At 34.4% G+C, this 26,525-nt stretch carries 22 protein-coding genes and 1 riboswitch; of the genes, 17 read left to right on the forward strand and 5 right to left on the reverse strand.

Annotated elements, in window-relative coordinates; translation table 11 throughout:
- Window positions 1-174: 174 nt before the first annotated feature.
- Entirely contained in the window at window positions 175-1,272 is a 1,098-nt protein-coding gene (locus JZO69_RS04725; protein ID WP_207111735.1) for a hypothetical protein, read from the reverse strand.
- A 150-nt stretch (window positions 1,273-1,422) separates the two neighbouring features.
- Window positions 1,423-1,520: riboswitch (TPP riboswitch) on the forward strand.
- A 55-nt stretch (window positions 1,521-1,575) separates the two neighbouring features.
- Between JZO69_RS04725 and thiT the strand changes: the two genes are divergently transcribed.
- Window positions 1,576-2,178 carry an energy-coupled thiamine transporter ThiT gene (thiT, locus tag JZO69_RS04730; protein ID WP_207111736.1) on the forward strand — a complete coding sequence of 201 codons (603 nt, stop codon included), beginning with the start codon at window positions 1,576-1,578 and terminating at the stop codon, window positions 2,176-2,178.
- 423 nt (window positions 2,179-2,601) lie between these two features.
- Window positions 2,602-3,903, forward strand: a complete 1,302-nt coding sequence (locus JZO69_RS04735; protein WP_207111737.1) for an MFS transporter — start codon at window positions 2,602-2,604, stop codon at window positions 3,901-3,903.
- 143 nt (window positions 3,904-4,046) lie between these two features.
- Here JZO69_RS04735 and JZO69_RS04740 read toward each other — a convergent pair whose 3' ends face one another.
- On the reverse strand, window positions 4,047-4,445 hold the full coding sequence (locus JZO69_RS04740) for a VOC family protein (RefSeq protein WP_207111738.1): 399 nt from the start codon (window positions 4,443-4,445) through the stop codon (window positions 4,047-4,049).
- 238 nt (window positions 4,446-4,683) lie between these two features.
- Here JZO69_RS04740 and JZO69_RS04745 point away from each other — a divergent pair, with 238 nt between their 5' ends.
- The 3 genes from JZO69_RS04745 (at window position 4,684) to JZO69_RS04755 (ending at window position 8,344) form a co-directional block, all read left to right on the forward strand.
- A complete protein-coding gene (locus JZO69_RS04745; RefSeq protein WP_207111739.1) occupies window positions 4,684-6,255 on the forward strand; it encodes a zinc ribbon domain-containing protein in 1,572 nt (523 codons plus the stop codon).
- Between the two features lie 129 nt (window positions 6,256-6,384).
- The gene (locus JZO69_RS04750) at window positions 6,385-7,554 is read left to right on the forward strand and encodes a glycoside hydrolase family 3 protein (protein WP_242586546.1); all 1,170 of its coding nucleotides are present in this window, start codon (window positions 6,385-6,387) and stop codon (window positions 7,552-7,554) included.
- Window positions 7,555-7,564: 10 nt separating this feature from the next.
- Window positions 7,565-8,344, forward strand: a complete 780-nt coding sequence (locus tag JZO69_RS04755) for a zinc ribbon domain-containing protein (protein WP_207111741.1) — start codon at window positions 7,565-7,567, stop codon at window positions 8,342-8,344.
- Between the two features lie 168 nt (window positions 8,345-8,512).
- Here JZO69_RS04755 and JZO69_RS04760 read toward each other — a convergent pair whose 3' ends face one another.
- The 3 genes from JZO69_RS04760 to JZO69_RS04770 all read right to left on the reverse strand — a co-directional run bounded on the left by JZO69_RS04760 (window position 8,513) and on the right by JZO69_RS04770 (window position 10,702).
- Window positions 8,513-9,364, reverse strand: a complete 852-nt coding sequence (locus JZO69_RS04760; protein ID WP_207111742.1) for a MurR/RpiR family transcriptional regulator — start codon at window positions 9,362-9,364, stop codon at window positions 8,513-8,515.
- Between the two features lie 99 nt (window positions 9,365-9,463).
- Entirely contained in the window at window positions 9,464-10,303 is an 840-nt protein-coding gene (locus JZO69_RS04765) for a Cof-type HAD-IIB family hydrolase (protein ID WP_207111743.1), read from the reverse strand.
- A gap of 15 nt (window positions 10,304-10,318) precedes the next feature.
- Window positions 10,319-10,702 (reverse strand): VOC family protein, encoded by a 384-nt coding sequence (locus JZO69_RS04770; protein WP_207111744.1) that lies wholly within the window; start codon window positions 10,700-10,702, stop codon window positions 10,319-10,321.
- A gap of 542 nt (window positions 10,703-11,244) precedes the next feature.
- On the opposite strand from JZO69_RS04770, the gene JZO69_RS04775 reads away from it, so the two are divergent.
- From JZO69_RS04775 to JZO69_RS04830, 12 genes are all read left to right on the forward strand, one after another.
- On the forward strand, window positions 11,245-12,747 hold the full coding sequence (locus JZO69_RS04775) for an Lsa family ABC-F type ribosomal protection protein (RefSeq protein WP_207111745.1): 1,503 nt from the start codon (window positions 11,245-11,247) through the stop codon (window positions 12,745-12,747).
- Between the two features lie 261 nt (window positions 12,748-13,008).
- Entirely contained in the window at window positions 13,009-15,132 is a 2,124-nt protein-coding gene (locus tag JZO69_RS04780; protein ID WP_207111746.1) for a hypothetical protein, read from the forward strand.
- Window positions 15,133-15,425: 293 nt separating this feature from the next.
- Window positions 15,426-16,127, forward strand: a complete 702-nt coding sequence (locus tag JZO69_RS04785; protein WP_207111747.1) for a 5-oxoproline transporter, DUF969 family subunit — start codon at window positions 15,426-15,428, stop codon at window positions 16,125-16,127.
- Window positions 16,124-17,068, forward strand: a complete 945-nt coding sequence (locus JZO69_RS04790) for a DUF979 domain-containing protein (RefSeq protein ID WP_207111748.1) — start codon at window positions 16,124-16,126, stop codon at window positions 17,066-17,068. The genes JZO69_RS04785 and JZO69_RS04790 overlap by 4 nt, the downstream gene beginning before the upstream one ends.
- A gap of 79 nt (window positions 17,069-17,147) precedes the next feature.
- Entirely contained in the window at window positions 17,148-17,792 is a 645-nt protein-coding gene (gene pcp, locus JZO69_RS04795) for a pyroglutamyl-peptidase I (protein ID WP_207111749.1), read from the forward strand.
- Between the two features lie 190 nt (window positions 17,793-17,982).
- On the forward strand, window positions 17,983-19,155 hold the full coding sequence (locus JZO69_RS04800) for a hypothetical protein (RefSeq protein ID WP_207111750.1): 1,173 nt from the start codon (window positions 17,983-17,985) through the stop codon (window positions 19,153-19,155).
- Window positions 19,152-19,769 (forward strand): MptD family putative ECF transporter S component, encoded by a 618-nt coding sequence (locus tag JZO69_RS04805; RefSeq protein ID WP_207111751.1) that lies wholly within the window; start codon window positions 19,152-19,154, stop codon window positions 19,767-19,769. The genes JZO69_RS04800 and JZO69_RS04805 overlap by 4 nt, the downstream gene beginning before the upstream one ends.
- A complete protein-coding gene (locus JZO69_RS04810; protein WP_207111752.1) occupies window positions 19,744-20,439 on the forward strand; it encodes an energy-coupling factor transporter transmembrane component T in 696 nt (231 codons plus the stop codon). Before JZO69_RS04805 ends, JZO69_RS04810 begins: the two co-directional genes overlap by 26 nt.
- Complete coding sequence (locus JZO69_RS04815; RefSeq protein ID WP_207111753.1) at window positions 20,439-21,866, forward strand: ABC transporter ATP-binding protein; 1,428 nt, start codon at window positions 20,439-20,441, stop codon at window positions 21,864-21,866. The genes JZO69_RS04810 and JZO69_RS04815 overlap by 1 nt, the downstream gene beginning before the upstream one ends.
- A gap of 13 nt (window positions 21,867-21,879) precedes the next feature.
- Window positions 21,880-22,215, forward strand: a complete 336-nt coding sequence (locus tag JZO69_RS04820; protein WP_207111754.1) for an antibiotic biosynthesis monooxygenase — start codon at window positions 21,880-21,882, stop codon at window positions 22,213-22,215.
- Between the two features lie 321 nt (window positions 22,216-22,536).
- On the forward strand, window positions 22,537-25,164 hold the full coding sequence (locus JZO69_RS04825; protein ID WP_207111755.1) for a glycoside hydrolase family 38 N-terminal domain-containing protein: 2,628 nt from the start codon (window positions 22,537-22,539) through the stop codon (window positions 25,162-25,164).
- A gap of 22 nt (window positions 25,165-25,186) precedes the next feature.
- Window positions 25,187-26,509, forward strand: coding sequence for a PTS sugar transporter subunit IIC (locus JZO69_RS04830; RefSeq protein ID WP_207111756.1), 1,323 nt, complete (start codon window positions 25,187-25,189; stop codon window positions 26,507-26,509).
- The last annotated feature ends 16 nt before the right edge of the window (window positions 26,510-26,525 follow it).

A 26,525-nucleotide genomic window follows, 5' to 3' on the forward strand; every position in this document is an offset into this window, starting at 1 on the left:
GAGAAAAATAAATCAGGTCTGAATAGAGACTAGAACACTCCTACTTTATATAGGGGGTGTTTTTTTGTATGCAAGCATGAGTAGAAATAATATCGAAAATGATTTGATTAGATGTTAATTCAAAAAAGTGACTAGTCTGATTCAGAAAAATCAGGCTAGTCACTTTTTTGTGTATTAACATCTAGTATTGTCACTTATTATAATTTGCTCTTGAAGCCAGTCATTCAATTTCATTTCAGCTTTAGCGTCACCAGGGTTAGGAGCTTTATGTACTAAAGTTTTTCCAGCTTTCAAAAAATCTAAAGCAGCGTTATCATCATTTTCAACAAAGTAATAATAAGCAGCTTCTATTCGCTTATTACTCATCAAAGGCTGTTTCAAGCTCATTTTTACTTTTTTATCAGACCATAAATTAGCAATGCGTGGATCTTCTGGATGAGTAATGGCCAAAGCAAAAATCAACTCTTTTTTAACTTCAACTTGATATAAAGAAATCAAGTCATCTAAGCGTGACCACAATGATTCCATGTGCTTGTTTAGCTCGATCCAGTTGTGCTGTTCTGCGAAACGAGCAATTTTTAAAAGTTGTTGATAATCATTGAAATAAGTTTGCTTAGGCTTTGCTGTTTCTAGCACAAAGTAACTTTCTGGAAGATCAATATACGTTTTTCCCTGATTCAATTGATAATTTACTTCAAATTGGATATATAGTAAATATTGTTGTTGTTCACTAGAAGAGGCGGTTTTTATGCTCATACCATCATTAAAGCCTATTGGCAGCGTATTCGTAATGAAGATAAAACCTCCTGCAATAACAAAGGCGAATGCTATCATAGAATGAGGAACAAATAACAAGCCAACAATAAGACTAGAAATCAAATTAGCTAAAACGCCTCCTAGCAAATATAAATAAAAAGGAAAGCTTCCTTTTTCATAGGGTGGTGGAGCCATCAAACATTGTCCTAAGGTTCCAGGAACCTTAAAACGTCGAAAAGCAATCGAACCATCCTTTTGCCAAACCCACATAAAAGAGAAAATACGATAACTTACCATTTTATAACCAGTCATGCTTCCAAATATACCATGTCCTGCTTCATGGATAATGATATGAATGATATAAGAAATGATTAACGCCAAAATAAAGATCACTATATCTAATCCTGAAAAATGAACATTGTTTTTCAGGATTAGATATACGCTAAAATATCCGCCTGCACTGCCTAAGCACATTTCTATCAAAATCGAACCAACTTTTTTTACCTTTTTTTTCATTCTATTCCTCCTTATTTTAATTCTATTTTACCTTATGTATATAAAAGAAGACTACTCTTTTTTCTTAAAGTCGTTTCTTTACTTTTTTTGAACAACATGTTACTCTTTTAATGTTATCAGAAAGTGATAGCCACTAAAAATTAAATAGAACCCATCACAAAGGGGAGCCTTGGCTGAGAATGAGTAACCACTCTAAACCCTTGAACCTGTTCGTTAGTACGAGCGTAGGAATTGTGATGGAGTAAAGATATGCTTTTACTCCTCCTTTGTGAATTGGTCGTTCTACAAGGAGGAGTTTTTTGTATGCAAAGAACATCAGAGTTACGAATTTGGATAGAAGGCACGATCGTTGCAGCGATTGCGATGGTGTTGTCTTTTGTTCCAACGAGTATCGGTAGTAGTTTTTCAATTTCATTGGGGATGATTCCTATTACTCTTTTTGCTTTACGAAGGGGAGCTAAGGCTGGCTTCTTTTCTGCATTTATTTGGGGGTTGTTGCATTTTCCAACGGCACAGGTGTATTATTTGATGCCGATTCAAGTGATTATTGAATATATATTGGCTTTTGGCTTTGCAGGTTTTGCAGGCGTTTATAGTGGTAAATTGCAACAAGCAATCAGAAATAAAGAGTTTGGGAAGAGTAGTCGAATTATTATTTATGCTTCCTTTTTTGGTACTCTGATGCGCTATTTTTGGCACTTTATTGCGGGTGTTATTTTCTGGGGAAGTTTTGCTCTTTGGGGAATGAATCCTTGGCTATTTTCATTTGTAATGAATGGATTAAGTGGCTTGGCTACGGCAATCGCAACGTCAGTTGTTTTGTTGTTGTTACTTAAAATCAATCCTAAACTGTTTCTTCCAACGAATATGACACAAATTAGTCAGCACAATAATGAAGTTGAATAAATGGTGGCAAATTTTAAATAATCAGAGGATAGGAAAGAATATAAAGAAGAAATCGTTACAGTGATGAAACCTAATAAATAATCTCTTGGATTTTACTTAAAGATTATTAGTATGATTAAGGGGAAAAAGGAATAATTACTAACTGAACCAATCGCATACATGTGTGATTGGTTTTTAGTTTACAAGTGATGACCGGCATAAAAGCTAAAATCAATTGCTTGTTTGAAAACAACACGTCAGTTAAAATCAACCTATAGAAAGCTGAAAAAGAATAACTAAATGGTCTTCCTAATAAAGGGGAAGATCGATTCAATCTGTTTGAAAAAGGCTAGGCTTTTCAAATTTTGGAAAAACGCTTCAAAATTAGAAGAGGTTATTATGACTTTAACGTAAATAATAATAAATCACTTGAGGAGTGTTCTTATGTCTAAACATCCAACTTTATTTGAGCCTGCTAAATGGAAAAAAAACTTTTATTTGTTTTTAACAGGCCAATTTTTATCAGGTATTACAAGCATGGCAGTGCAATATTCTATTATCTGGTATTTGACAAAGACAACAGGGTCCGCGACCATTTTGAGTTTTGCGATGCTTTTAGGAATGTTGCCGATGGTGTTGTTGAGTCCGTTTGCAGGACCTTTGATCGACCGGTGGAATAAAAAACTGTTGCTAATTGTGACAGACATTATTGTTGCGATCTTTGCACTGATATTATCAATTGTTGGAACGATATCAGCAGATTTCCCCCTGTGGTTAGTGTTTGCATCGCTATTGATTCGATCGATTGCGCAAACTTTTCAAATGCCGACAATCCAGTCAATATTACCTACGATGGTACCAGAAGATGAGCTGACGAAGGTCAATGGTCAATTTAGCATGGTTCAATCGGCGAACTTTATCATTGCTCCAGCCTTAGGTGCAGTGCTGTACTCGATGACTTCTATGAATTTTCTGATTTTGTTAGATGTTCTTGGGGCCGTCTTTGGGGTTGGCTTACTGACACTAGTCACGATTCCAAAAATCACCTCAGAAGGAGAACCGATTCATCTTTTAGCCGATACTAAATTTGGATTTAAAAAACTATTTGAAAACAAAGGTCTTTGGTATATCACGATTGTCGGAGCGATCTTTATGTTGTTATTTATGCCAGCGGCCAGTTTATATCCTTTGATGACCATGAATTATTTTAATGGATCAGTTGGTCAAGCTGGATTGGTAGAAGTGATTTACTCTGTGGGAATGTTGATTGGCGGAGCTGTGATCGGAATTTTTGGAAATTGGAAAAATCGAATGAACCTGATCTTTTTTGCTTATGCTGTGATTGGTGTAACGATTAGCTTGAGTGGTTTGCTACCAGCGACCAGTAAAGGCTTTATCTATTTTATTCTTTTAAATGCAATTGCTGGCTTTGCAACACCGTATTTTAATACTTTGTTGATGGCGATGATCCAGCAAAGCTATGAACCGAATGTACTTGGACGCGTATTAGGTGTATTGAACTCATTGATGAGCATTACTGGACCCGTAGGCTTAATTTTTGCAGGACCATTAGCCGATAAAATTGGTGTCGAAAAAATGTTCGTGATTGCAGGAGTTGGCGCACTTATATGTGGTGTGATCAACTTTATGATACCAGCTGCTCGAAATTATGATAAGGAATTACAGAAGCGTTTGGCGGAGGGAAATGAGCAAAATAGCGATGAATTCGATAAGGGAGATATCTAGAAATATAATTGAGAGGCAAATCAAGTAAGATTTTGACATTCTAATAATGGAATTTTTAAGGAATTAAAAAAGAGGAGACGAAAGTATAAAAACTTTTGTTTCCTCTTTTAAAATCGAATGAACATGTTTATCCGATTAATAATTTACATTTGCATCCAATTAGGTTCCAAAGTATTACCATCTGGATCTTGCACTTCAAGTCCAAACATCATATCCTCGGGAATCCCCATATCAACTTTATAATAATCTCCGCCATTTGCTTTGGCTGTCTCGCCAAATTTCTTCACAGCATCAGCACTTTCCATACTAAATGCAATCAAAGCACCGCTAGTTGTTTTCGCATCTGCAATTTTTTTATCTTTGATAAATTTACTATAGAAATCATGATTTAACAGCATAATCCAAAAATTATCATCCCAAACCATTGAACTTGTTTCTTCATTAGAAAAATCGACGTTTTGCTTAAAACCTAACTTTTCATAAAACTCAGTAGAACGTTTTACATCAGTAACTGGGAAATTTACAAAAACCATTGTTGACATAAAAATCCAACCTTCTCTCTTTTTTTGTTTACTACGTTTAAAGCATCTCATGCGCCTATTTTTTTGTCAAAAATTAGGAATTAAATTAGATTAGTTATTTAAATAGACAAAAAGTATTGTCCATATATCAATAAAAACAAAAATATATTGAATAAAAACACAAAAATAGTTGACTCTTTGAGCGTAAAATAGAATGATAGAATAGGGTGAAAAAAATGAAAGAAAATAGGAGAGAAAAATGAAGATTTGTCATTCTTGTCAATATGAAAATCAAGAAGAAGCATTGTTTTGTGAAAATTGTGGAGAGAAGCTAACAACTTCTGGAAACGATCAAACAAAGGTTGAAGTAAAAAGCGAAGCTAAAGAACATGAAACCGTTAAACACGCGACATGTTCATGTGGAGCATCTCTAGAAGATGATGATCAATTCTGCCCAGCGTGTGGAAAGTCAGTCTCACAAGAAACGTTACAACCAAGCAAAAAAGAATTGCCAATCGTAACTAAACCACCGATGAATAAGAAACAAAAAATCCTGATAGTGATATCAGCGGTAGTAATGTGTCTGATTGGCGGGAGCTACTTTGTTGCAAAAAGTTATTATAGTTATGAGAACCAATCAAAAAGAATGATAGAAATCGTTAAAAACAAAGATATAGATCAGATGAAAAAATTGACGGTTTCAACGGATCCTAATTATAATGTAACAAAGGATGAATTAAAAACCTATTTTGCCTATTACCAACAAAATAAACACAGAGCAGCTTTTTCGCGTTTGATCACAAATTTAGAAAGTCAAAATAATCAAACAAGTGAGCTGGCATTGAAAAAAAAGGGTAAGAAATTCTTTTTATTTGATGACTATCACTTTGAGTTAAAACCCAAATATATCACTGTTACCGCAAATCAAAAAGACATGAAATTATTTTTAAATAATCAAGAAAAAGAAACAACAGACAAAACGCAATTTCAAACTGTTTGGGGACCGTTGACCCCAGCAGAATACACAGTAAAAGGTGAGTTAGCAGGTGAAAAAAGCGAAACAACCATTGATTTAGTTCAGTCTCAAGGCAGTGACTATGAGCAGATGAACCAAGTAAATCTTGATTTTCGTAAAGTTTCATTTAAAGTGACATCAAATATTTCCGATGCGGATGTTTTTATTGATGATAAAAAAATAGGTCAACTATCAACAGGCGAACTGGAAGTCAAAGATCAAATTTGGCATCAAGGAATCACGCTTCAGCTGAAAAAAACATTGGCGAATAAAAGTGTTATCGAAACTAAACAATTTGAAATCAATGATGCTAATTTTGAATCAAGTAAATATGATCCGGATTATTTTTCATCGACAATCAATTTAGATTTTTCAGGAATAAAATCTGAATCAGATGTAGAAAATTTCTTAGCTAGTTTTTACTCGAATGTTACTAGCTATACGAGTACGTACATGACCTATGATGAAACAACAAAGCAAAAGTTTTCAACGTTTTTTACTGATGGGAAAGGCAATTCAGAATATCAGGATTTTGATACATTTATCCAAGCGGTCCGTGATAGTAAAGTCAAAAATTCAGTAAATGGGACGGCAACCGTAGAATCGGTTAAAATGAATGGTAAGAACACATATGATGTTCAGTATCTGATCAAATATAAAACCGTCTACAAAGATTACAAACAACAAGATGTCACACAGATTTTCCGTTACAAAAAGGCAACGCTCATTTATGATGAGGGAGAAGATCGCTTTAAAATTCAAAGCTTAGGCGGCAAAGAGAACTTTGAAGTTGTGGATAATGGAGGAATTGAATAAACAGTTGATTTCATGGGCTCGTTTCGATTTTTTCCTATTTAACTTCTCAAGCCTGCCATACTTTTAAATTTAGGAGGAAAAACAATTAATACTAAAAAAATGATCGTCAGCGCAGGACTTATTTTACTAATGATTTTCGGAATCAGTTTAGCTATTATTTGGCTAGTAAATCAAAAAGGGAGTCAGGAAAATACAAAAAAACAGGAGAGTACCATTATTTCAACTGATAAAGAGAAGCAAGAAACCGCTAGTTCTTCAAGCGAAAAAGAGCAAATACCTGTTAAAAATCAAGAAAAAATCATTGACGAACTAATTGCATCCATGAGCTTGGAAGAAAAAGTCGGACAATTATTTTTAGCTCGTGTACCGATCGATGGACAATTAGAAAGTATTCAGAATTATCATTTAGGTGGTTATCTTTTGTTTGGTCGTGATGTGGAGTCAGAAACAGCAGCATCATTAAAGAAGAAAATAGCTTCTTATCAAGCTGCAAGTAAACTTCCATTATTTATTGCGTCAGATGAAGAAGGCGGAACGGTTTCACGTTTGAGCCGAGGCACAGATTTAGTTCCAGAAGTATTTCAATCCCCACAAGAAGTGTATCAAGCATCTGGCTGGACAGGTATTCGTTCAGAGATTCAAAAAAAAGCTGAAGTCTTACACTCTTATGGAATTCAAGGGGGTCTATTTCCTGATGCGGACGTTGCGACTGATCCAGAAGCCTTTATTTATGACCGAACATTAGGGTTAGATGCACAGAAAACAAGTGAGTATGTACAGATAAGTGTGGAGGAATTGAAAAAACAAAAGATTACGTCAACGCTAAAACATTTTCCAGGTTATGGAAATAATCGCGATTCTCATGTTGAGATCGTCTATGATACTCGACCTATAGAAGAGTTAAGAAGCAATGATTTCTTGCCATTTAAAGCGGGTATTGCTGCTGGAGCAGATAGTATTTTGGTGTCTCATAATATTATTACTAGTATCGATGAGACAATGCCGGCATCGATTTCTCAACCAGTCCATGATATTTTGCGCGATGAATTGGGATTTCAAGGAGTGGTCATGACAGATGATATGGATATGGCGGGGCTTGCGGATTTTATTTCTCAAGAAGAAGCTGGTCTAGCTGCCTTAAAAGCAGGAAATGATTTGATTTTGTCTTCATCATTTCAAGAACAGATTCCATTTGTTCTACAAGGAATCCAGCAAGGAGCGTATACCGAAGAAAAATTAAATGAATCTGTTTATCGAGTATTAAAAATGAAACTAGCTGTAGGGTTAATAAAAGGGTAGAGGTGTAAAAATGAACAATTGTATTCATTGTGGTAAAGAAATTAAAAAAGAGGCAAAGTTTTGCCCAACGTGTGGTAAAAGTCAAAGCAAAACTGAACCAGTAGATACGCCTCAAAAAGAAACAGTTTTAGAAAAAACAGTTCAAATGCAGCAAAATTTAAATGAACAACTGAAAAGTAATCAAACCGTTCAGCAATTGAAAAAGGAAAGTAAAAATTATTTTAGCTGGTTAAATACTCAGATAAAAGGGACAGAGGAAGAAAAAGCACAAAGAATTCCCATTTTTGGAGTGATTAATTTCTTATTATTGATTGTTTTTAATAGTATAGCAATCAGTCGTAGTATTGTGATTATAAGCTATTTTTCTAGTGAGACACCGTTGTCTTTATTTATAGAAAGCTTGTTATTGCTAGGAGCGTACTTTTTCCTTATCGTCATAGTATTTTACTTAATTTCCAATAAGCGGACTAAGAAAAAAATGTTATTTTCTACTGCGTTCGATTCTTTATTTAGTCCAGCGAGTTTAGCAGTTTACGTGAGTCTGTTATCGTTAGTGCTTTCCTTTATGCTAAGTAGTTCTTTCATGATCGTTTCAGGACTATTTTGTTTATCGGCTTTGCTGGTTAGCTTATCATTTACGGATCACTTGTGGAAACAAGAAGATGTTTGGGTTCGATTTTGTTTGACACTGTTCACTTTGATACTCTCTTTTGGTGTTATTTATTTTATATTTCAATTATTAGGTGGTTCAAAAATTATCAATCTGTTTTTGTTTAGTCTTTTTTATTAAAGAAGTTATAAATAGAGAATGTAACAAAAGTCGTTTAGTTTCGAGCAATTGAACTAAAAACCGCACGATGCTTTTTTATGCATCGTGCGGTTTTTAGAAAATTGTTGAAGAAGCTAATTTTTTTGCACCGTTTATTGGTTTTTTTTGTTCCAGTCACTTTTGAATGATTTAAATCAAATTTGGATTCATCTTTTGATAATTTTCTAATTTATATGCTAAATTTTTCTCGTAATCTTGGTTGAAATAGCTTAAATAGAGGCTGTCAAAAATATACATTAAAGACAAACGTGTTGAAAAGGAGGAAATCTTATTGTAATGATTTTCCATTGAAGAGAAGAGGAAAATACCATCAACTTTTTTATGTAATAAAGGACTCTTCTTCGATGTGATCAATAGAATTTTACTTTGATTTTTCTTGAGGGTTTCTAAGATTTTTTTTACACTAGAGCCGCGTCCTTCGTATGAAACAACGATAGCTAAATGATTGGGTGTACTGTTTGCAGCGGATAGGTTTTGCATATAATCGTCGATTGGTACATTGATTTGTTTACCGATTTCCTGCATTTGAAATTGAAAATTTTGGGCAAAATAAATATTGGCAGATGTGGCGTAAATATCGATAAATTCAGCATTTTTAAGTAACTCACTATTGAACGCCATCGTGTCAAAGTTGTTCGTATCAATGGTCGATTGAACCGTTTGCTCATAAACTGTTTTTAACTTTTTAGTCATGGCATAATGATTATCCTCAGCTGAAATAGGATAATCAATGTCAATTATTTGTTCAGTTGTATGTTCATTTAGATAGTTGACCAAGGCAAATTTAAGATCATTTAAACCATCCAGCTCTAATTTATTAATTAAACGGTAAATCGTTGAAATTGAAACATAAGAGTGTTCAGCTAATTCTTTTGGAGAAAAATGAATGACTTTTTCTGGAAAATCAAGAATATAGGCAACAAGAACTTCTTCGCTTGTTGTAAGTTTATCTAGGTTTTTTAATTTAAGTATTAAATTCATCACATAAAACACCTTTCAGTCTGATTAGTATAAGTATAACTTATTATGTGAGGAACACAAAAAAAGAGTAGGATTTTTTGCTCCTACTCTTTTTGTTGATTAAAGGAACTTAGCTAAGGATTGGGCGATTCCATCTTCATTATTAGAAGCGGTGACATGATTAGCTGCTTGTTTTAACTCATCAACGGCATTTCCCATAGCGACGCCCATTCCAGCATAGTTGATCAAAGATAGGTCATTGTACCCATCACCAAAAGATATAATATGTTCCGGATTAATTCCTAACGGTTTTAACGTTTGTTCCAGCGCGTTAGCTTTATCGATACCTTGATCAGTGAATTCAAAATACATCGGCGCAGAGAAAACACCACTAACTGATTCTTTAAATGGGGCTAGAATTTTTTGCCAGTTTTCTTGTAAATATTCTGGTTGAGCAGCTACTAAAATTTTATGTAGAGGAAAATCTACAAAAGCCGCTAAATCATCTTTTTCACATAGTTGGAAGTTTCCTCCACGTGATTCGTATTCAATAATGTTAAATAATCCATCTGTGAAATTTAGATCCAACATGCCGTCAAATACGTTATTGACATACATGTAATCATCCTTAGCAATCATTGGTTTTACGTCAAATTGTTTAAGATGTTCTAAGATATTTTTACTATTTTCGATTGAGAGAGGTTGGCTGAATAATTCTTTTTGTGTGCTGACATCCAGTACATGAGCACCGTTATAAGAAACGACCATCCCGTTATATTGATTCATTTGTAGCTCATCAACATATTTCAACATACCAGGTGTTGGTCTGCCAGATGCAAGAATGACTTTGATCCCTTTTTTTTGAGCATCAATCAAGGCTTCTCTTGTTTGGGTAGTTAGTTTTTTTTCATCATTCAAAAGTGTTCCGTCAATGTCTAAAACAATCGCTTTTACATTCATTATAGTTCCTCCATTTTAAACAGTCAATTCCAAACGATTTCCTTCTGGATCAGCAATAACAGACTCATAATAGCCATCTCCTGTAGTGCGGGTGGGACTTAGCAATTCGTAGCCTTCCATCACCAAAATGTTGGTCAGATTATCGACATTTGTTTTACTGCCTAAAGAGATAGCTAAATGAGCGAAGCCCAGAATTTCTTCACTAGTAGTACGATTAACGATATCATCTCGTTGCATGATTTCAAGTCTCGCACCATCAGAAAATGTTAAAAAATAAGAATGGAAACTCGTTTTTTTATTGTGGTAAAGTTTAGAAGCAGTTGCCTTGAAATAGGTTTCGTAAAATACTCGCATGTTTTCTAAATTTGTTACCCATAAACCAATATGTTCAATTTTCATAGTATAATCTCCTTTTTCGTAGAGTATAACGAATAATTTAATGAGTTGCGTTTGACCAGTAGAAGAAACTCAAAGTGACCGTAAATTTATTATAGTTATAGTATAAAGGAAAATTAAACTCAAAAGTGGATGTTCAGATAGATTGAAAGTTTTTTTTCAAAGATAAGAACTGTCAATGTATAAATGTGATAATTTAACATCAAAAACAAAAATTATTTAGAGGAAATACTCTGCCTATTTTATGAAATTTAATTGAAGTCGTGAGAAGCGTTTGTTGACAAAACTAAAATGAGCATGATATATTAAATGCAATAAAAAACGAAGTGAGGGATCCGTGCGTTGAAAAATTAAGTCAATTTGTTGAAGCTGCATTCAGACTGTAACTTGAGAAATCTCAAGGGAGCAGTGTGCAGATTTTCAGGATTGGCATTGATTTTTCTGCGTATGGGTCTTTTTGTGTACTCATAAACGTATAGCCGATTCTGAAAAGTGTAGAAGGGAGAGAGAAATTTCCTTCAGCTTTTCTTAAATGAGGTGAGAATATGTCAAAAATTGAACTAAAAAACATAACATTCGGGTATGATACCCAAGGAACTTTATTATTTGATCAAGCAAATCTAAATTTTGATACACAATGGAAATTAGGACTGATTGGCAGAAACGGTCGCGGTAAAACGACACTACTGAAAATTTTACAGAATCAATTGCCGTATAGTGGTCAAATGATACATCAATTGGAATTTTTATATTTTCCACAGCCGATCAAAGATAAGAAACAATTAACGTATTACGTGTTACAGGAAATCAATGATTTTGAGCAGTGGGAAATTGAACGGGAGTTAAATCTTTTACAAGTTGATCCAGAAATTTTATGGCGTGATTTTGAGACGCTTTCTGGCGGAGAACAGACGAAGGTTTTATTGGCGTTGTTGTTTATAGATGATCTCCATTTTCCTTTGATCGATGAACCAACGAATCATTTGGATATTGTCGGGCGTAAGCAAGTCGCGGAGTATTTGAAAAAGAAACGTCAAGGTTTTATTGTAGTCAGTCATGACCGTTCATTTGTAGATGAGGTCGTCGACCATGTATTATCTATTGAAAAAAGTCAATTAGAGCTGTATCAAGGAAACTTTTCCGTTTATGAAGAACAAAAGAAAATCAAGGATGAATTTGAATTTGCACAAAATGAAAAATTAAAAAAAGAAGTTAGCCGTTTGAAAAAAACAGCCGCAGAAAAAGCTGAATGGTCTCGTTCTAAAGAACAAGATAAATATGGTAAAGCCTCAGAAAAAGGGAGTGGGGCGATTTATGATACGGGAGCGATCGGTGCAAGAGCTGCACGCACAATGAAGCGTGCGAAGACAATCGAACATCGAATGGAATCACAATTGACAGAAAAAGCTAGTCTTTTAAAAGATATTGAATATATTGATCCATTGACGATGAACTACTTACCGAGACACCATAAACGATTACTGACTGTTGAGAACCTAAGCTTAAGTTATCAAGATAAAGCGTTGTTTCAAGAACTTTCGTTTGAACTAAATCAAGGGCAGCGAATTGCGTTAGCAGGTGCGAATGGCTCTGGAAAATCATCGATCATCCACTTTTTACTTGGTCAGTTTACCGGTGAAAATAATGGTGAAGTATTTCAGCCAAATAAGCTGAATATTAGCTATGTTCGCCAAAATTATGAAGATAATCAAGGAACGTTGCTGGAATTTTCTGAAGAACAAGGCTTAAATCATCAAGAGTTTCTCAACAATTTGCATAAATTAGGAATGGAAAGAGAAGTCTTCCAAAATCGTATCGAGCAAATGAGTATGGGGCAGCGAAAAAAAGTCGAGTTGGCAAAATCTTTAGCACAGCCGGCAGAATTATATATTTGGGACGAACCGTTAAATTATCTAGATGTTTTTAATCAGGAACAATTAGAAAAATTGATTCTATCAGTAAAACCAACAATGTTGTTAGTGGAACACGACCAAGCTTTTTTAGAAAAAATAGCGACACAAATAGTCACCTTATCAAAAAATAAATAAAAATGTTCTGTCAAACGATGCTATTCAAATCATCGTTTGGCAGTTTTTTTAGGTGTTCTTTTCATTAACAAAAATAAATTTAATGTGTAAGGCACAAGTAGTTTTTATTTTTTCCTTACACTTTATTTTTTATGTATAATATCAGCTTTCACAAGCCAAATAAATTAATTAGAGTATTGTCATGCTATGTTAATTTTGTCATAATAGAAGATAACGTATGGGAAATGTTGTAGAGAAAAAAGGAGAAAGTGGGTTGGGCTTATGAATTGTTGGGAAATCTTGGCGTTAGAACCAACTTCAGATAAAGATAAAATAAAAAAAGCGTATGAAGCGAAACTAAATAGGATAAATGTAGATGAGGAACCAGTAGCTTCTCAAAAGTTAAAAGAAGCGTTTGATTCAGCTCTTTTCTTATCCGGAACGATTATTGAAAGTAATCGCCCGAAAGAATATGAGGTGTCTTCTTTTGAGACCAGTGATTTTACAACGATTGAATCAACTGAAGAAGTCCCTTTAAGCTTCAATGATCTTGAAAAAACTAAGGATATAGAAGCAACAGCTGATATTCTACCTTCTGTAAAAGAAATGGATGAGGTAGATTACAAGGTCAACGGCCCTGAACAGAATGAGAAAGAACAAAGTACGGTTAATATCTCCGAACGATTTAAAAAAGAATTAGATATGATTTATGAAAAAATGGAGTTTTTTTCAGATTTCGAAAAATGGACACCGTTATTTTCAAATGAGTTAGAATGGTCGAGCGAGGACTATAATGAAATCTCATCAGTAATGCAGAACTTTTTGTTAGTAAATTATCGTGTCCTTTCAAGAGAAGTTATCAGTTATTTGAGTAGCTTTTTTGATTTTGATTCCTTAGCCAGAGATCACAAAGCTGGGGACTATTTTTGCTATACTTGGATGCAAATTAAACATGTTCCGATGTTTTCTTTTGATATCTACCAGATTATTCCTAAAGAACAGCGATTAGAATATTTTACCAATCGTTATGAACTTTTTCAGATATTCACTAATGGTATTCCTGATCAGAGTATCTGGCAAGAACGATTTGAGTTGTGCCAAGCAGTCACAACGCAAGATGTTGATGTAGTCAATTTGCGTATTGCTTATGTTTTAATGAACGATTTTAGGCTAGAAGATGAGCAAACAACACGGACATTCAAAGAACTGATTCAAAAATCCAGAGCATTAAAAGTAAGTACTACGTGTGAGTTTTTTAGTACCTATTATGAATGGGCTAAAAATCACGGCGCAGCGAACGATGTATTGATTTTTGATAAGAGTGAAGCTGCGATTCCTGATACAACGGTTCAATTACTAATGGGTTATGTCTATTTTCACCTTCGACGTCATTCTCGTGTGAAAGAGTGTTGGGCGGAATTAGCGAAAAAAAATCCTTCACTATTTAGACCAAAAGAACTAGCTATGTTGCAATCAGCAGATGCCCTGTCAATTCCTCAAAATAAGCAAAAAAAGAAGAAACTATCGTTATGGAGTATAGTTTTAATTATCATATGTATTCTTAAATTAGCCAATGCTACTTCCAACATTGCTAAGCGACATTCTTATACGCCTGCATCAGATAGCCCAAGTTTGATAAGTGGAGAAAATAATTCTGTAGGAAATCCTTATACTGCTGAATTGACTGATTTAAAAGAAAGTAACAATGTATATGACCAATTTATTTATTATTTTTATATTGATAGAGAAGATGAACAGCGCGCAAATTTTGTAGAGGAAAAGCTAGTTGGCCAAGCAAAAGAGAAGGCACAACGGATGATTCTTTCTGAGTTGCCTGAAATAGTAATCGATTCCAGATCAGATTTTTATCCTTCACTAGATAATGTAGCGGGCTATGGCTTTGTGACAGCTCTGACTCTTTTAGATGAAGATATCCCATTTGTTATCCTTCAAGAAGATGATGAAGAAAAAATTTCCAACGTATTTGGAGATGGTTGGGAAGTCTTGCCACAAGATAAAATGGAGGCTTTATGGGCAGATATTCAAGTTCGACCAATGATGTCTCAAAAATTCTTTGTTTCTTATTATTTATTATCAGCGGAGCGAAAAGAAAATCTGAGAGACAATCCAGAATATGCTACTGAAAATGTTAAAGCAATGCTAGAAAAAAACAGTTCAATGCCAATCGCAGAAGAACTCAAGTCCGGAACTTGGCAAATTAGTCAAGACGAAGAGGACAAACTTTATACAATCATCAATGATGGAAACCACGAACATTGCTATATATTGTCTTTCGATGATTATGGCCGTTTGGAACATATTTATGGAAAAGATTGGGAAAAAATAGATGAAGAAAAAAGAAAAATTATCTATGAAAATGCAGAGGAAGAGGTCGACGTTTTTTGATTGATTCAGTACTTTAAAATAGTTATATGAATGTTTATCGAGTCTTAGGGGATGAGGGAAAAGTAATCGTTACTTTTTCCTCATATTTTTTATTTTAATAAACTATCTGTTAGTCAAAAAGGAGTTTTATCGTAAAAATAATAAAATAATCAAATTTTGTGTATAATAAAGAAGTCGTTGATTTTGAAAATAATTTAAATTATTGTTGAACAACTTGTTTTATCTTGAACGAATCTAACGCAATTATTATTTTCAGAACATGATTCAAATAAAAAAAGAAAGAAGTGTGAGCAGTGGAGAATATTCTTAGTTTATTAGGCGTGTTGATCGTTATTGTCGGTTTTGCGATGAAGTTAGACTCGATTTTGATCGTAATGATCGCCTTAGTTGTAACAGCTTTAGTCGGAGGCGTCGGCTTAGAAGGAATGTTAGATATTTTAGGTACAAGTTTTGTAAATAACAGAGGGATGGCCATTTTTATTATTATTATGTTAGCTACGGGAACACTTGAAAGAAATGGTTTAAAAGAATCAGCAGCTTCCCTGATTCGTCGTTTTAAAAAAGTTTCAGCAGGATTGATCATCGATATTTATGGGGTTTTTCGAATGATTTTTGCTGCATTCAATGTCAGTTTTGGTGGAGTTGCAGGCTTTGTTCGTCCGATTATTTTACCAATGTCAATCGGAGCCGTTGAATCCCAAAATTTAGAATTAAATAAAGACTATGAAGAAGAGCTTAAAGGAATGGCTTCAGCAATGGAAAATATTTGTTGGTTCTTTGGGCAAGTATTATTTATTGGTGGTTCAGGTGGGTTGTTAGTTCAGTCAACCTTAAAGGAATTAGGCTATGAAGTAACATTAGTTCAATTAGCAGCTGTTGAAATTCCTGTAGCCCTAGTTGCTTTGGTGACTGCTAGTATTTATTTCTACACAAAAGATCGTCGATTGATGAAAAAATATTATGGTGATGTGACGGAGAAAGGGGATCAAGCATGAGTTTTTTTATGAATTCAGATGTTTTACTTGGAGAGAAATTATTAGAAGTTTTGTATATCCTGATGGGGTTGATTTTGATTTATACTGGTATCAAGAATTTATTAGATAAAAGTAATCCTCATCGCTATGGAACCGCTTATTTTTGGTGTGCCTTAGGAATCGTTATTGCTGGTGGTCGGTTTATCCCTTCAATGATCAGCGGAATTTTGATTTTTTCTATGACAATTCCAGCAATCTTGAAAAAAGTTAGTAAAGGAAAAAGTAAGCTGCCATCTAAAGAATATATGCAGCAAATGTCTGATAAATTAGGTATGAAAATTTTTGTTCCAGCTTTGAGTATTGGTGTCTTTGCTATTATTTTTGCCTTATTTACAAACCTTGGTGCATTGGTCGGTGTTGGAGTAGGGGTTTTAGTAGCCATTTTGATCCTTATGTTTTATTCTAAGAATAATAAACCAACGACATTTTTAGATGATGCGGCTGATATGTTGGGAACAGTGGGACCTTTGAGTATGCTGCCGATGCTTTTGGCTTCATTAGGTGCTGTTTTCACTAGTGCAGGTGTCGGAACAGTGATTTCTTCTGCTGTTGGAACAATTGTTCCTCAAGGAAATGTTGCGTTGGGAATTATTATTTATGCTTTTGGGATGATGCTATTTACGATTATTATGGGGAATGCTTTTGCGGCGATCACTGTGATGACAGTGGGAATCGGAGCACCGTTTGTGTTAGCGTATGGTGCAAATCCAGCATTGATCGGTATGTTGGCGCTGACTTGTGGCTATTGTGGCACATTGTTGACACCGATGGCTGCGAACTTTAACGTCGTTCCGGTAGCAATGTTAGAGATGAAAGATAAATATGGTGTGATTAAAAATCAATGGTTTATCGCGATATTTATGTTTGTATTCCAAGTTGTGTATATGATTTTATTTAAATAATTATTCGTCTAGTTTTGCGAGTTTATCTTTTAAGACCGAACGAACTCGCTATCAGTTTAAATTTAGGAGGAGATTTATAATGAAAGTTTTAGTCACAGGTTTTGATCCATTTGGCGGAGATTCTGTTAATCCAGCGTATGAAGCTGTCAAAATGATCCCAGATAAAGTTGCCGGAGCTCAAGTAATCAAATTAGAAATACCAACTGTTTTTAAAGAAAGTGGCGAAGTATTAGAAGCTGCAATCAAAGAAAATAATCCTGATATTGTTATTTGTGTAGGACAAGCAGGCGGACGTAGTGCCGTTTCGTTTGAACGAGTAGCGATTAATTTAGCGGAGGCTAGAATTCCAGATAATAAAGGCAATCAACCGATTGGATCAAAACTGGAAGAAGATGGCGAGACAGCTTACTTCACATCATTGCCAATCAAAGCAATGATGAAAAACGTTCAGGAACATGGGTTACCGGCGTATATTTCATATACAGCAGGTACATTTGTCTGCAATGATATCATGTATCGATTGTTATACATGATCGATAAAGAGTTTTCAGGCGTAAAAGGCGGTTTTATCCACGTGCCGTTTGAACCAACACAAGTGATTGACCGACCTGTTGGAACACCATCAATGCCAATCCAAACAATTGCTGACTCACTGATTTATGCAATTGAAGCAGCTGTGACTACAGAAGTGGATATTGAAGAAAATACAGGAACTACGCATTAGAATATAGGTTGCTTAGATAGTGAATAAGTTTATCTAGATTCCATGAGGTTGGAATGTGACTCATAGAGTTATGTTTCAACCTCTTTGGTTATTAAATAGACGAAAAGATAAAAAATTATATTTTACTGATAATGATTCTCATTATCATTTTGTTATGATATACTAACCAAATAAGGAAAGGACTGATTCAATGAAGGAAGTCAACATAGCTGGTTTTTCTATTAACTATGACAATGCCCAAACTGAGCAATGTTCTATAATGCTCGATAAACAACTATACATCGAAAATAAGAAATTACCTCGTTATTTTATTGGTGAGACAACCATGACTTTTTTTGATTTTTACCACGCGGATAGCCCTGATTTGCACGAAACTGATTATCGATTATCAGAAAAATTTCAGCAAATCATCGAAAGATTCCCTCATACAAATCAGCAAAAAATTGAGATAAATGAAAATGGTAGTTATAGTATCAAACAAGTACCAATTTATATTACTGTGAAAGACTATATTTTAGCTGAAAGTCAGCCTGAAGCTTATCCAGAGTTTAAAGAAAAAATCACAACCATTCAGTCATTGACTCCTATCAGTGAAGAAGAAGCAATCGAACTGAGCAGCTATAAAAGGAAACGTCTATTTTTAGATGGTACATATGGTTCTAGAGAATTGCTTGAAATTGGTCAGGAAAAAAATGTTCAAGCTATTCAAAATAAGTTAGAATATGTAAATGAGATGTATTATTTTGCTCATTATAGCTATGCGGCAATGGTTCAATTTTTACCGGAGTTTGAGATTCTCACTTATGATCAGTTTCACGAGGCGTATGGGAAGTTTGTGTACAGTTTTACGATGACTAAAAATGGTCAGACAATTCCACTTTTGTGGCCAGATTACTTATACCACAAGCCAGAAAATCATTTAGAGTTTGGACTTTTAGCTAACACTAAGGAACCAAGATATCAATTATTTGACCAATGGAAGGCAGATGAATCAGTTACGATTGAGATTTTAGCCGATGGTTTTGAGGATGTTCAGTTTACGACTCGATTAAAACAACCTATGAATTTTCCACCAAGATTATCTAAACCAGAATATACGCAAGGTGAGATGATTTGTTTGTCAATTGATCCAGGATTAGTCAAAGAGTTAACCAACCAAACTGCTAAATTTGAATTGTTCAAAACCAAAAAGACTTCAGAAAACGGTTATTCATTGGACTATGAATTGAAAGAAGATCAATTATTGTTGCCAAGTGCACAATTTGAAAAGCCTGGTCGCTATCAATTGAAAATCACTAGTGAGGTCTATGGTCAGCTATTATTTTTATTTACAATAAAACAAGAAGGGTCAGTACAAACATGAAAAAGTTAAAAATTCAAGATTTTATTTCTATTGGGATTTATACAGCCATTTATTTTTTAGTCGTGACGATCGCTATGGTTATTTTGCGTTTCACGATTCCAGCGTTTAATTCAGTTCTTATTCCAAGCGCAACAGCACTTTTTGCAGGAATCGTTTATTTATTAGTCATCCATCGTATTCCTCGTTTTGGGGCAATCACGATCATGGGCAGTGTAATGGGACTATTTTTTCTCGTTTCTGGTCATTTTCCGTTATCTTTTTTACCGAATATCCTTTGTGCGGTTGCAGCTGATTTGATTCAGTATCGTACTAAACTATCTGAAAAAGTACGGACTATGCTTAGTTATATTGTGTTTAGTTTCGGCTTAATGGGACCTGTGTTGCCATTGTGGTTCATGAAAAATGCGTATATCGATTCGTTAGTAGCTCGTGGTAAAGACGCTGTGTATATCGATAAAGTATTTGCACCGATCACAACAACCACCTTTTATGTCTGTGTTGCTGCGGTCATTATCTGTAGTATCTTAGGAATAATGATTGGGCAAAAAATTTACGATAAGCATTTTGATAAAGCTAAAGGAAAAAAATATGGAAAAAACATACGTAACATTTGATCCCAGAAGTAAGCTATGTACGATTTTATTTGCTAGCTTTTTGTTGATGTTTCCTTTGCCATTTAAGGCAGAAATCCTATTTGTAACACTGTTATACGGATTATTTATACTAAATGGTAGTTTTAAAAAAGGAACGATCTTTTATGGTGTTTTTTGGTTGCTCGTCTTAGGAGATTATTTATTATTTCCTTATATTGATAATGGTTTTGCTGCGTTTTTCGATTTTCTATTTGTTGGGAATCGTCGGATGTTGCCAACGATCATGGCAGCGGCTTTTGCTATGAATCGGACAAAAATCAGTGAATGGATCGCAGCATTAAAGAAGTGTCATGTGCCGTTCGGTTTGATTATTCCACTTACAGTGCTGTTTCGATTTTTTCCTACACTTTTCCAAGATTTTCGAAGTATTCGTAATGCAATGAAATATCGGGGGATTGCTGTTTCAACTGTAGATTTATTTCTTCATCCATTTCAGACTATGGAATATATCATTGTACCAATTTTAATGTCGGCTGAAAATACATCGTTAGATTTGTCTTCAGCAGCATTAGTTCGTGGTTTAGCAAATCCCAAAACACACACGAGTATCTACGAAATCCAATTGAAAGTTCAAGATTATTTATTGATTGGTACTTTGATTGTCTGCGGTGTCATAGGGAGGTTGATTTAATGATTGATTTACAGAATGTAACTTTTGCCTATGAGGATCAGGAAAGAATCATCCAGCAAGCTGATTTAGACATTCAAGCAGGTGAGTTTATTGTTTTATGTGGTAAAAGTGGTTGTGGCAAGTCCACGTTACTAAGAATTTTAAACGGTTTGATTCCTGAACTGTATACAGGGGAGCTGACAGGAACAGGTTCTGTTTTAGGTCAAGATTTATTAACGAAAGAATTTAATGAATATGTACGCGACATTGGTGTCGTATTTCAAAATCCTAAGACTCAATTTTTTACTAGCGATGTCTATTCTGAATTAGCGTTTGCGATGGAAAATTATGGTCTGCCGCCAAAAGAAATGATTGAGCGAATCAAGGAAATAACAAGTTTATTTTCTTTAGAAGAATTTTTAGAACGAAGCATGTTTCATTTATCTGGGGGACAAAAACAATTGATTGCCTTTGCTTCTGCCAGCATGTTGAAGCATCAGTTATTTTTACTGGATGAACCTTCAAGCAATTTAGATGAAGAAACGATTGATCGATTAAAAGGCTATTTAAGGGTGCTTAAAGATGAAGGTATGACGATCATTGTGTCTGAACACCGTCTATACTATTTGACAGATCTTGCAGATCGTTATTTAGTTATGGACGAAGGAACAATTGTTGAAAGCTATACAAGCCAAGAAATGAGAGAAAAAACACCAAGAGAAATCCAAGCAATGGGTTTGAGATCACTCGAACAAACAACCTTTACAAAAACAAGTGATCAAGAAAAGGGTTTAGAAAAACTAGTTCTTTCTTGTGAAGAGCTTGATTTCCATTATCGTAAGCAGCCTTCTGTGTTGCAGATTCCTTCACTTAGCTTAACGAGTGACCACATCACTGGAATCATCGGTCACAATGGCGCTGGGAAATCTACATTCTCAAAACTTTTATCGGGATTGCTCAAACCTAGCCAAGGTGTGATTAAATTAAATCAACAACTGATGACACCAAAACAATTGATCAAAGAAAGTTTTGTTGTAATGCAGGATGTTAATCTTCAATTATTTTTTGAAACTGTAGAAAAAGAAATTAGCTTGAATGCAAAAAATACGAATGAATATGATAAAATTGTCAAAATGCTCAATCTAGAACCATTGTTACAACGTCACCCACAAACTTTGTCAGGTGGAGAAAAACAACGAGTGGCAATCGCTAGTGCTTTATTATCAGGAAAAAAAATCATTATTTTTGATGAACCGACAAGTGGATTGGATTTATTGCATATGGAAGAAGTTAGTAATACAATTCGCTGGCTGCATCAAGAAAATATCTTAGTTCTTGTGATCACACATGATAAAGAATTTCTAAGCCGTACTTGTCAGAGAGTAATTCATCTTGATCAAGGGAAAATCATTGAAGATTGTTTTATAGAAACGACTATCAATTACTAATGGAGGGAAGTATATGTATATTGTAACGAATACGATCCAAACAGAAACTGCTCATTCACAAAGAATCATTCAGCAGTTTACAGCAGGTCATACCAAAGAAAGTATGGAAGCAGTTGATGGCTTCTTAAATTTTCAATTGATGCACCGCACGTTACCAAATGATCCTGAGATCACTGAATTGGTGGTATTAAGTCGATGGACTTCAAAAGAACACCAAAAAAATTGGGTACAAAGTCAATCGTTTAAACAAATGCACCAACGAAAAGAACCAAAACAGGAAACAGATGTAGAAAAGAAACGACCAGGAATTATTTCAAGTACAATAGCTGAATATGAAGTACTAACATAAATGAACCAAAAAGGTTTCTGTCTGAAATTACTGACAGGAATCTTTTTTTAGTTAGACATAAAAACGGTGATAATCGAAGCTACTAAGTTCAACGCGTTATGAAAATAGTTTCGTAGTTATGAGACGAAATAAAGAGTATAAGTACGACATTAAAAGCATATCTCTTCGGCTTTTGATGTCATTTTTTACTAAACTAATGATAATATTTTCATTGATTTATCTAAAATAAGAAAATACTTGAAAGTATTACCGTAATCGTTTTCTTTTTAAGTGATCCAGAGTATATTAAAGATGAGCAATATTGGAAGGAGAAAATAACAAATGAAGAAGGTACATGTAGTTGCCCATACACATTGGGATCGTGAGTGGTATTTTAGTGATAATGAAGCATTTATACAGTTTTCTTATCATATGGATGAGATGATCTATGCATTAGAAAATAACGAACTAGATTATTATTATCTGGATGGACAATTAAGCATTATAGATGATTATTTAAAAGTATATCCAGAAAAAACAGCAAAAATCAAAGAACTTGTTGAGGGAAAAAAATTATTTATTGGTCCTTGGTATACGCAGATGGATGAATTTGTTGTTGCTGGTGAATCTGTAGTGAAAAATCTGCAAATCGGCATTGATATGTCGAAACACTTAGGAGGCCACACTGCTTTAGGCTATCTGCCGGATTCGTTTGGACAAGGCAAAGATATGCCTAAAATCTATAATGGTTTTGGCATTGAAGATGCTGTATTTTGGCGAGGAATGCCAAATGAAGTCACTAAAAGTCGTGAATTTTACTGGACAGCAGAAGATGGCTCTAAAGTATTGACGATAAATATTCGAAATGGATATTACGCTGGTGTGGCACTTGTGGAAGGGGCGCTATATGAGAAAAAAAATATTCTTGATATTGTTGCCGAAGATAGTGCAACTGAGGTGGTCACTTTACCCATTGGCGGTGATCAGCGAGCAGTCGACCGCAACTTAAAAACAATCATTCAAGAAGTAAATGAACAATTTAGTAGTGAATACAAAATTGAAGAAAGCAATTACCCTCATATTTTTAATTTATTAAGAAAAGATAATGCAGAGCTACCAACCGTTCAAGGTGAGTTCATGAGTGGAAGCGTTTCTAAAATTCATCGTTCTATTTATTCATCAAGATATGATTTGAAAAAATTAAATGATACGATTGAAAATCGGTTGATTTTCCAATTAGAACCGCTGATGTTGATGGCTGATGATCTTGGGATTCCATTTAAACGGGAACTAATGGATTATATTTGGAAGCTACTCTTAAAAAATCATGCACACGATAGTATTGGTGGCTGTAATACAGACAAAACAAATGAAATGATTTTGGCAAGATACAAAGAAGCGGACCAATTATCTTATTCAACTATTGATTATTTGGTAAGAAAAATTTCCGAATCAATTGAAGGAATCGAAGAAAATAATTTAGTTTTATTTAATACATTACCTTATACACGAACAGATCCTTATACAGTTGAAGTAAGTACTAAAAAGCAAATGATCAAGCTATTTGATGAGAAGCATGATGAGCTGCCTATTCAAATTCTATCAACTGAAAAAGTTTATGCTGGTGAAGTTAGACGATCAGAAAGTGATTATGATGAATCAAAATACTATTATATCCATAAACTAAGCTTTGTAAAAGAGACGGCGCCTTTGTCTTATACAATCGTTACTGTGGAAGAACAAGAAAACTTAATTGCTAGAGAAAAACATGAAAACACAGAAAAAGCGATGATTGAAAATGATCGTTATAAAATCAGTTTCTTAGAAGGAAATTTTTCGATTTCACTAAAAGAGCAAGGCATAACTTACGAAAATTGTTTATACGTGGAAGAATCTGGTGATGAAGGAGATACGTATGATTACTCTCCTGCTTATCATGATAAAGTTCATCAATTATTCTTTAATACAACAGATATTTCGGTTCAAAAAGGTTCGCTCGTTTCAACAATGACAGTAACTGGTACTTGGCAGTTGCCCAAAGATTTACGCGCGAGAAAAGAACAAGAATCAAATGCAAAAGTCGATTATAGCTTTACCGTATCACTAAGTAAAAAGTCCAAACGAATCGATATGAAATTAAACATAAACAATCAAGTCTTGGATCATCGGATGCGCTTAGTTATAAAAACACCTGTAGAAAGCCAGGTTAGCTATGCAGATACATTGTTTGGCATTGTAGAACGAAATAATCAAGACCCTCACATTGATGACTGGAAAGAACTTGGTTGGAAAGAAGAACCTACTGAAATTTATCCAATGATTCATTATACGAATATCCATGATTCTGCTGCAAGTTGGACCGTAATGAGCAAAGGAATTAAAGAATATCAAGTGATCAATAATGCATTGTATATCACTTTATTTAGAGGTGTAGGATTCTTAGGAAGACCAGAATTATTAAGAAGACCAGGAGATGCATCTGGGAACCAATATCGTTATATCCCCACACCTGACAGTCAATTATTAGGTCCATTGGAGATGGAGTTATCATTGATGATCACAGATGAGTTTGATCCTATAATGATTCAAAAAGAATACCAAGTATATTCAGTCACTAGACCGTATTACCAAGTTCAAACATTGAATCGTTTTACCAACCCAATTCAATACTTCCAAAGCAATAAACTAGATCAAATCAACGATGTAAAAGAGTTGATAACGTTAAATGGATCTAATTTAGTATTTAGTGCAATTGAACTAAGTAGAGATGAGCAATGGATCAATATTCGTTTGTATAATCCGTCATTAACAGAAGCGCTCAAGACAGAAACGTTAACTTTAGAAGCTAAAAGAAAGGTTCGTTTTGTTGACTTGAATGGTGATGTAATTAAATCTTTAGGCATGTTGGATAAATTATCGTTAGGCAAGTTTAAGCCAGGAGAAATTAAAACAGTTTCAATAGAAAGATAAACATGAGAAAGGTTGATTTAACATGAATATAAACATTGAGAAAATACAAGAGCCATTATTAAAAATCGCAAATAAAGTAGATAATAACAGTGTTTTACAAGCAATCAAAAATGCCTTTATCAGCAGTATTCCGTTTACCGTGGTTGGTTCATTTTCTAACCTGATCAAAATGCAGATAGATGCATTTTTTGGAGAAACGACGCTTGGCCAGACAGCATCAGGAATCTTCGGCAATGTTTATCAAGGAACACTTGGAATCGTGGCATTACTGATTGTATTTTCTACTGCATATAATTACGCAAAAGAGTTGATGAAAAAACATCCTGAATCAAACATTAATCCGCTACTAGCGACATTATTAGCCTTTGCTGCTTATTTTGTCATGGTACCGAATAATGTGAATTTTGCAGATAATTCAGCAAAAATCCTTCAAGGATACGCGAATAATTTCTTTAGTTATGAAGGTATGTTTACGGCTTTGATCGTTGGATTATTAGCTGTTTACCTGTATTCGATTTTAGCAAAACACAAAATTGCTATCAAACTTCCTGGAAATGTTCCGCCAAATGTATTTGATTCATTTTTCGCTTTGATTCCAATTTCAATTGTATTATTAACTTGTTCTGTAGTGAAAGTGGTGATTGAAGCATTTAACTTCAATTCTCTTATGGACATGGTCAGTCAACTATTTGTTCAACCTTTGACTTCTGTCGGAACTGGGTTACCAGCTATTATCGTGGTTATTTTATTGGAACAAATCCTATGGTTTCTAGGGTTGCATGGTTTTAATATTGTCTGGGGTGTTGTTTCTGCTTTATGGTTGCCGATTTTCTTGGAAAATGTTGCAAAATTTGCTGAAACAAAAAGTTTTGCTGATATTTCTATTGCTCCAAATACAATGACAAACGTTTATGCAATGATTGGTGGTTCAGGTGCAACTTTCGGTTTGATCTTAGCAATCTTGATTTTTACACCTAAAACATATAGTGGTCGAGAAGTCGCAAAACTATCATTTATTCCAGGGTTATTCGGAATCAATGAACCAATTATTTTTGGTTTTCCGATTGTATTGAACCCTTTGATGTTCATTCCATTTGTATTCGTGCCAGTGTTTAACGCAATTGTTGCTTATATTGTAACTAAAATTGGTTGGGTCGTTCCGTTAGTCGTTTTAAATTCTGGGAACGAACCGATCTTTGTCAGTACGTGGATTCTAGGCGCATTCCATTTGAGTCCAGTGATCTTGACCGCTGCTTTAGTGGTATTAGATATCTTCATTTATGCTCCGTTTGTACGGATGAATATGAAGTTTGACGAAAGTCAATTACTCAATGCACAAAACTAGTTATTGATCAGCCAAA

It is taken from the genome of Candidatus Enterococcus ikei (assembly GCF_017316105.1).
Classification (GTDB): Bacteria; Bacillota; Bacilli; order Lactobacillales; family Enterococcaceae; genus Enterococcus_L; species Enterococcus_L ikei.

Coding starts and splice junctions, on each gene's coding strand:
- JZO69_RS04745 (WP_207111739.1), top strand. CDS start 4,684: ATGAAGATTTGTCATTCTTGTCAATATGAAAATCAAGAAGAAGCATTG.
- JZO69_RS04770 (WP_207111744.1), bottom strand. CDS start 10,702: ATGAAAATTGAACATATTGGTTTATGGGTAACAAATTTAGAAAACATG.
- JZO69_RS04725 (WP_207111735.1), bottom strand. CDS start 1,272: ATGAAAAAAAAGGTAAAAAAAGTTGGTTCGATTTTGATAGAAATGTGC.
- JZO69_RS04810 (WP_207111752.1), top strand. CDS start 19,744: ATGGAAAAAACATACGTAACATTTGATCCCAGAAGTAAGCTATGTACG.
- JZO69_RS04775 (WP_207111745.1), top strand. CDS start 11,245: ATGTCAAAAATTGAACTAAAAAACATAACATTCGGGTATGATACCCAA.
- JZO69_RS04805 (WP_207111751.1), top strand. CDS start 19,152: ATGAAAAAGTTAAAAATTCAAGATTTTATTTCTATTGGGATTTATACA.
- JZO69_RS04800 (WP_207111750.1), top strand. CDS start 17,983: ATGAAGGAAGTCAACATAGCTGGTTTTTCTATTAACTATGACAATGCC.
- JZO69_RS04765 (WP_207111743.1), bottom strand. CDS start 10,303: ATGAATGTAAAAGCGATTGTTTTAGACATTGACGGAACACTTTTGAAT.
- thiT (WP_207111736.1), top strand. CDS start 1,576: ATGCAAAGAACATCAGAGTTACGAATTTGGATAGAAGGCACGATCGTT.
- JZO69_RS04820 (WP_207111754.1), top strand. CDS start 21,880: ATGTATATTGTAACGAATACGATCCAAACAGAAACTGCTCATTCACAA.
- JZO69_RS04830 (WP_207111756.1), top strand. CDS start 25,187: ATGAATATAAACATTGAGAAAATACAAGAGCCATTATTAAAAATCGCA.
- pcp (WP_207111749.1), top strand. CDS start 17,148: ATGAAAGTTTTAGTCACAGGTTTTGATCCATTTGGCGGAGATTCTGTT.
- JZO69_RS04735 (WP_207111737.1), top strand. CDS start 2,602: ATGTCTAAACATCCAACTTTATTTGAGCCTGCTAAATGGAAAAAAAAC.
- JZO69_RS04825 (WP_207111755.1), top strand. CDS start 22,537: ATGAAGAAGGTACATGTAGTTGCCCATACACATTGGGATCGTGAGTGG.
- JZO69_RS04755 (WP_207111741.1), top strand. CDS start 7,565: ATGAACAATTGTATTCATTGTGGTAAAGAAATTAAAAAAGAGGCAAAG.
- JZO69_RS04780 (WP_207111746.1), top strand. CDS start 13,009: ATGAATTGTTGGGAAATCTTGGCGTTAGAACCAACTTCAGATAAAGAT.
- JZO69_RS04750 (WP_242586546.1), top strand. CDS start 6,385: ATGATTTTCGGAATCAGTTTAGCTATTATTTGGCTAGTAAATCAAAAA.
- JZO69_RS04760 (WP_207111742.1), bottom strand. CDS start 9,364: ATGAATTTAATACTTAAATTAAAAAACCTAGATAAACTTACAACAAGC.
- JZO69_RS04740 (WP_207111738.1), bottom strand. CDS start 4,445: ATGTCAACAATGGTTTTTGTAAATTTCCCAGTTACTGATGTAAAACGT.
- JZO69_RS04790 (WP_207111748.1), top strand. CDS start 16,124: ATGAGTTTTTTTATGAATTCAGATGTTTTACTTGGAGAGAAATTATTA.
- JZO69_RS04815 (WP_207111753.1), top strand. CDS start 20,439: ATGATTGATTTACAGAATGTAACTTTTGCCTATGAGGATCAGGAAAGA.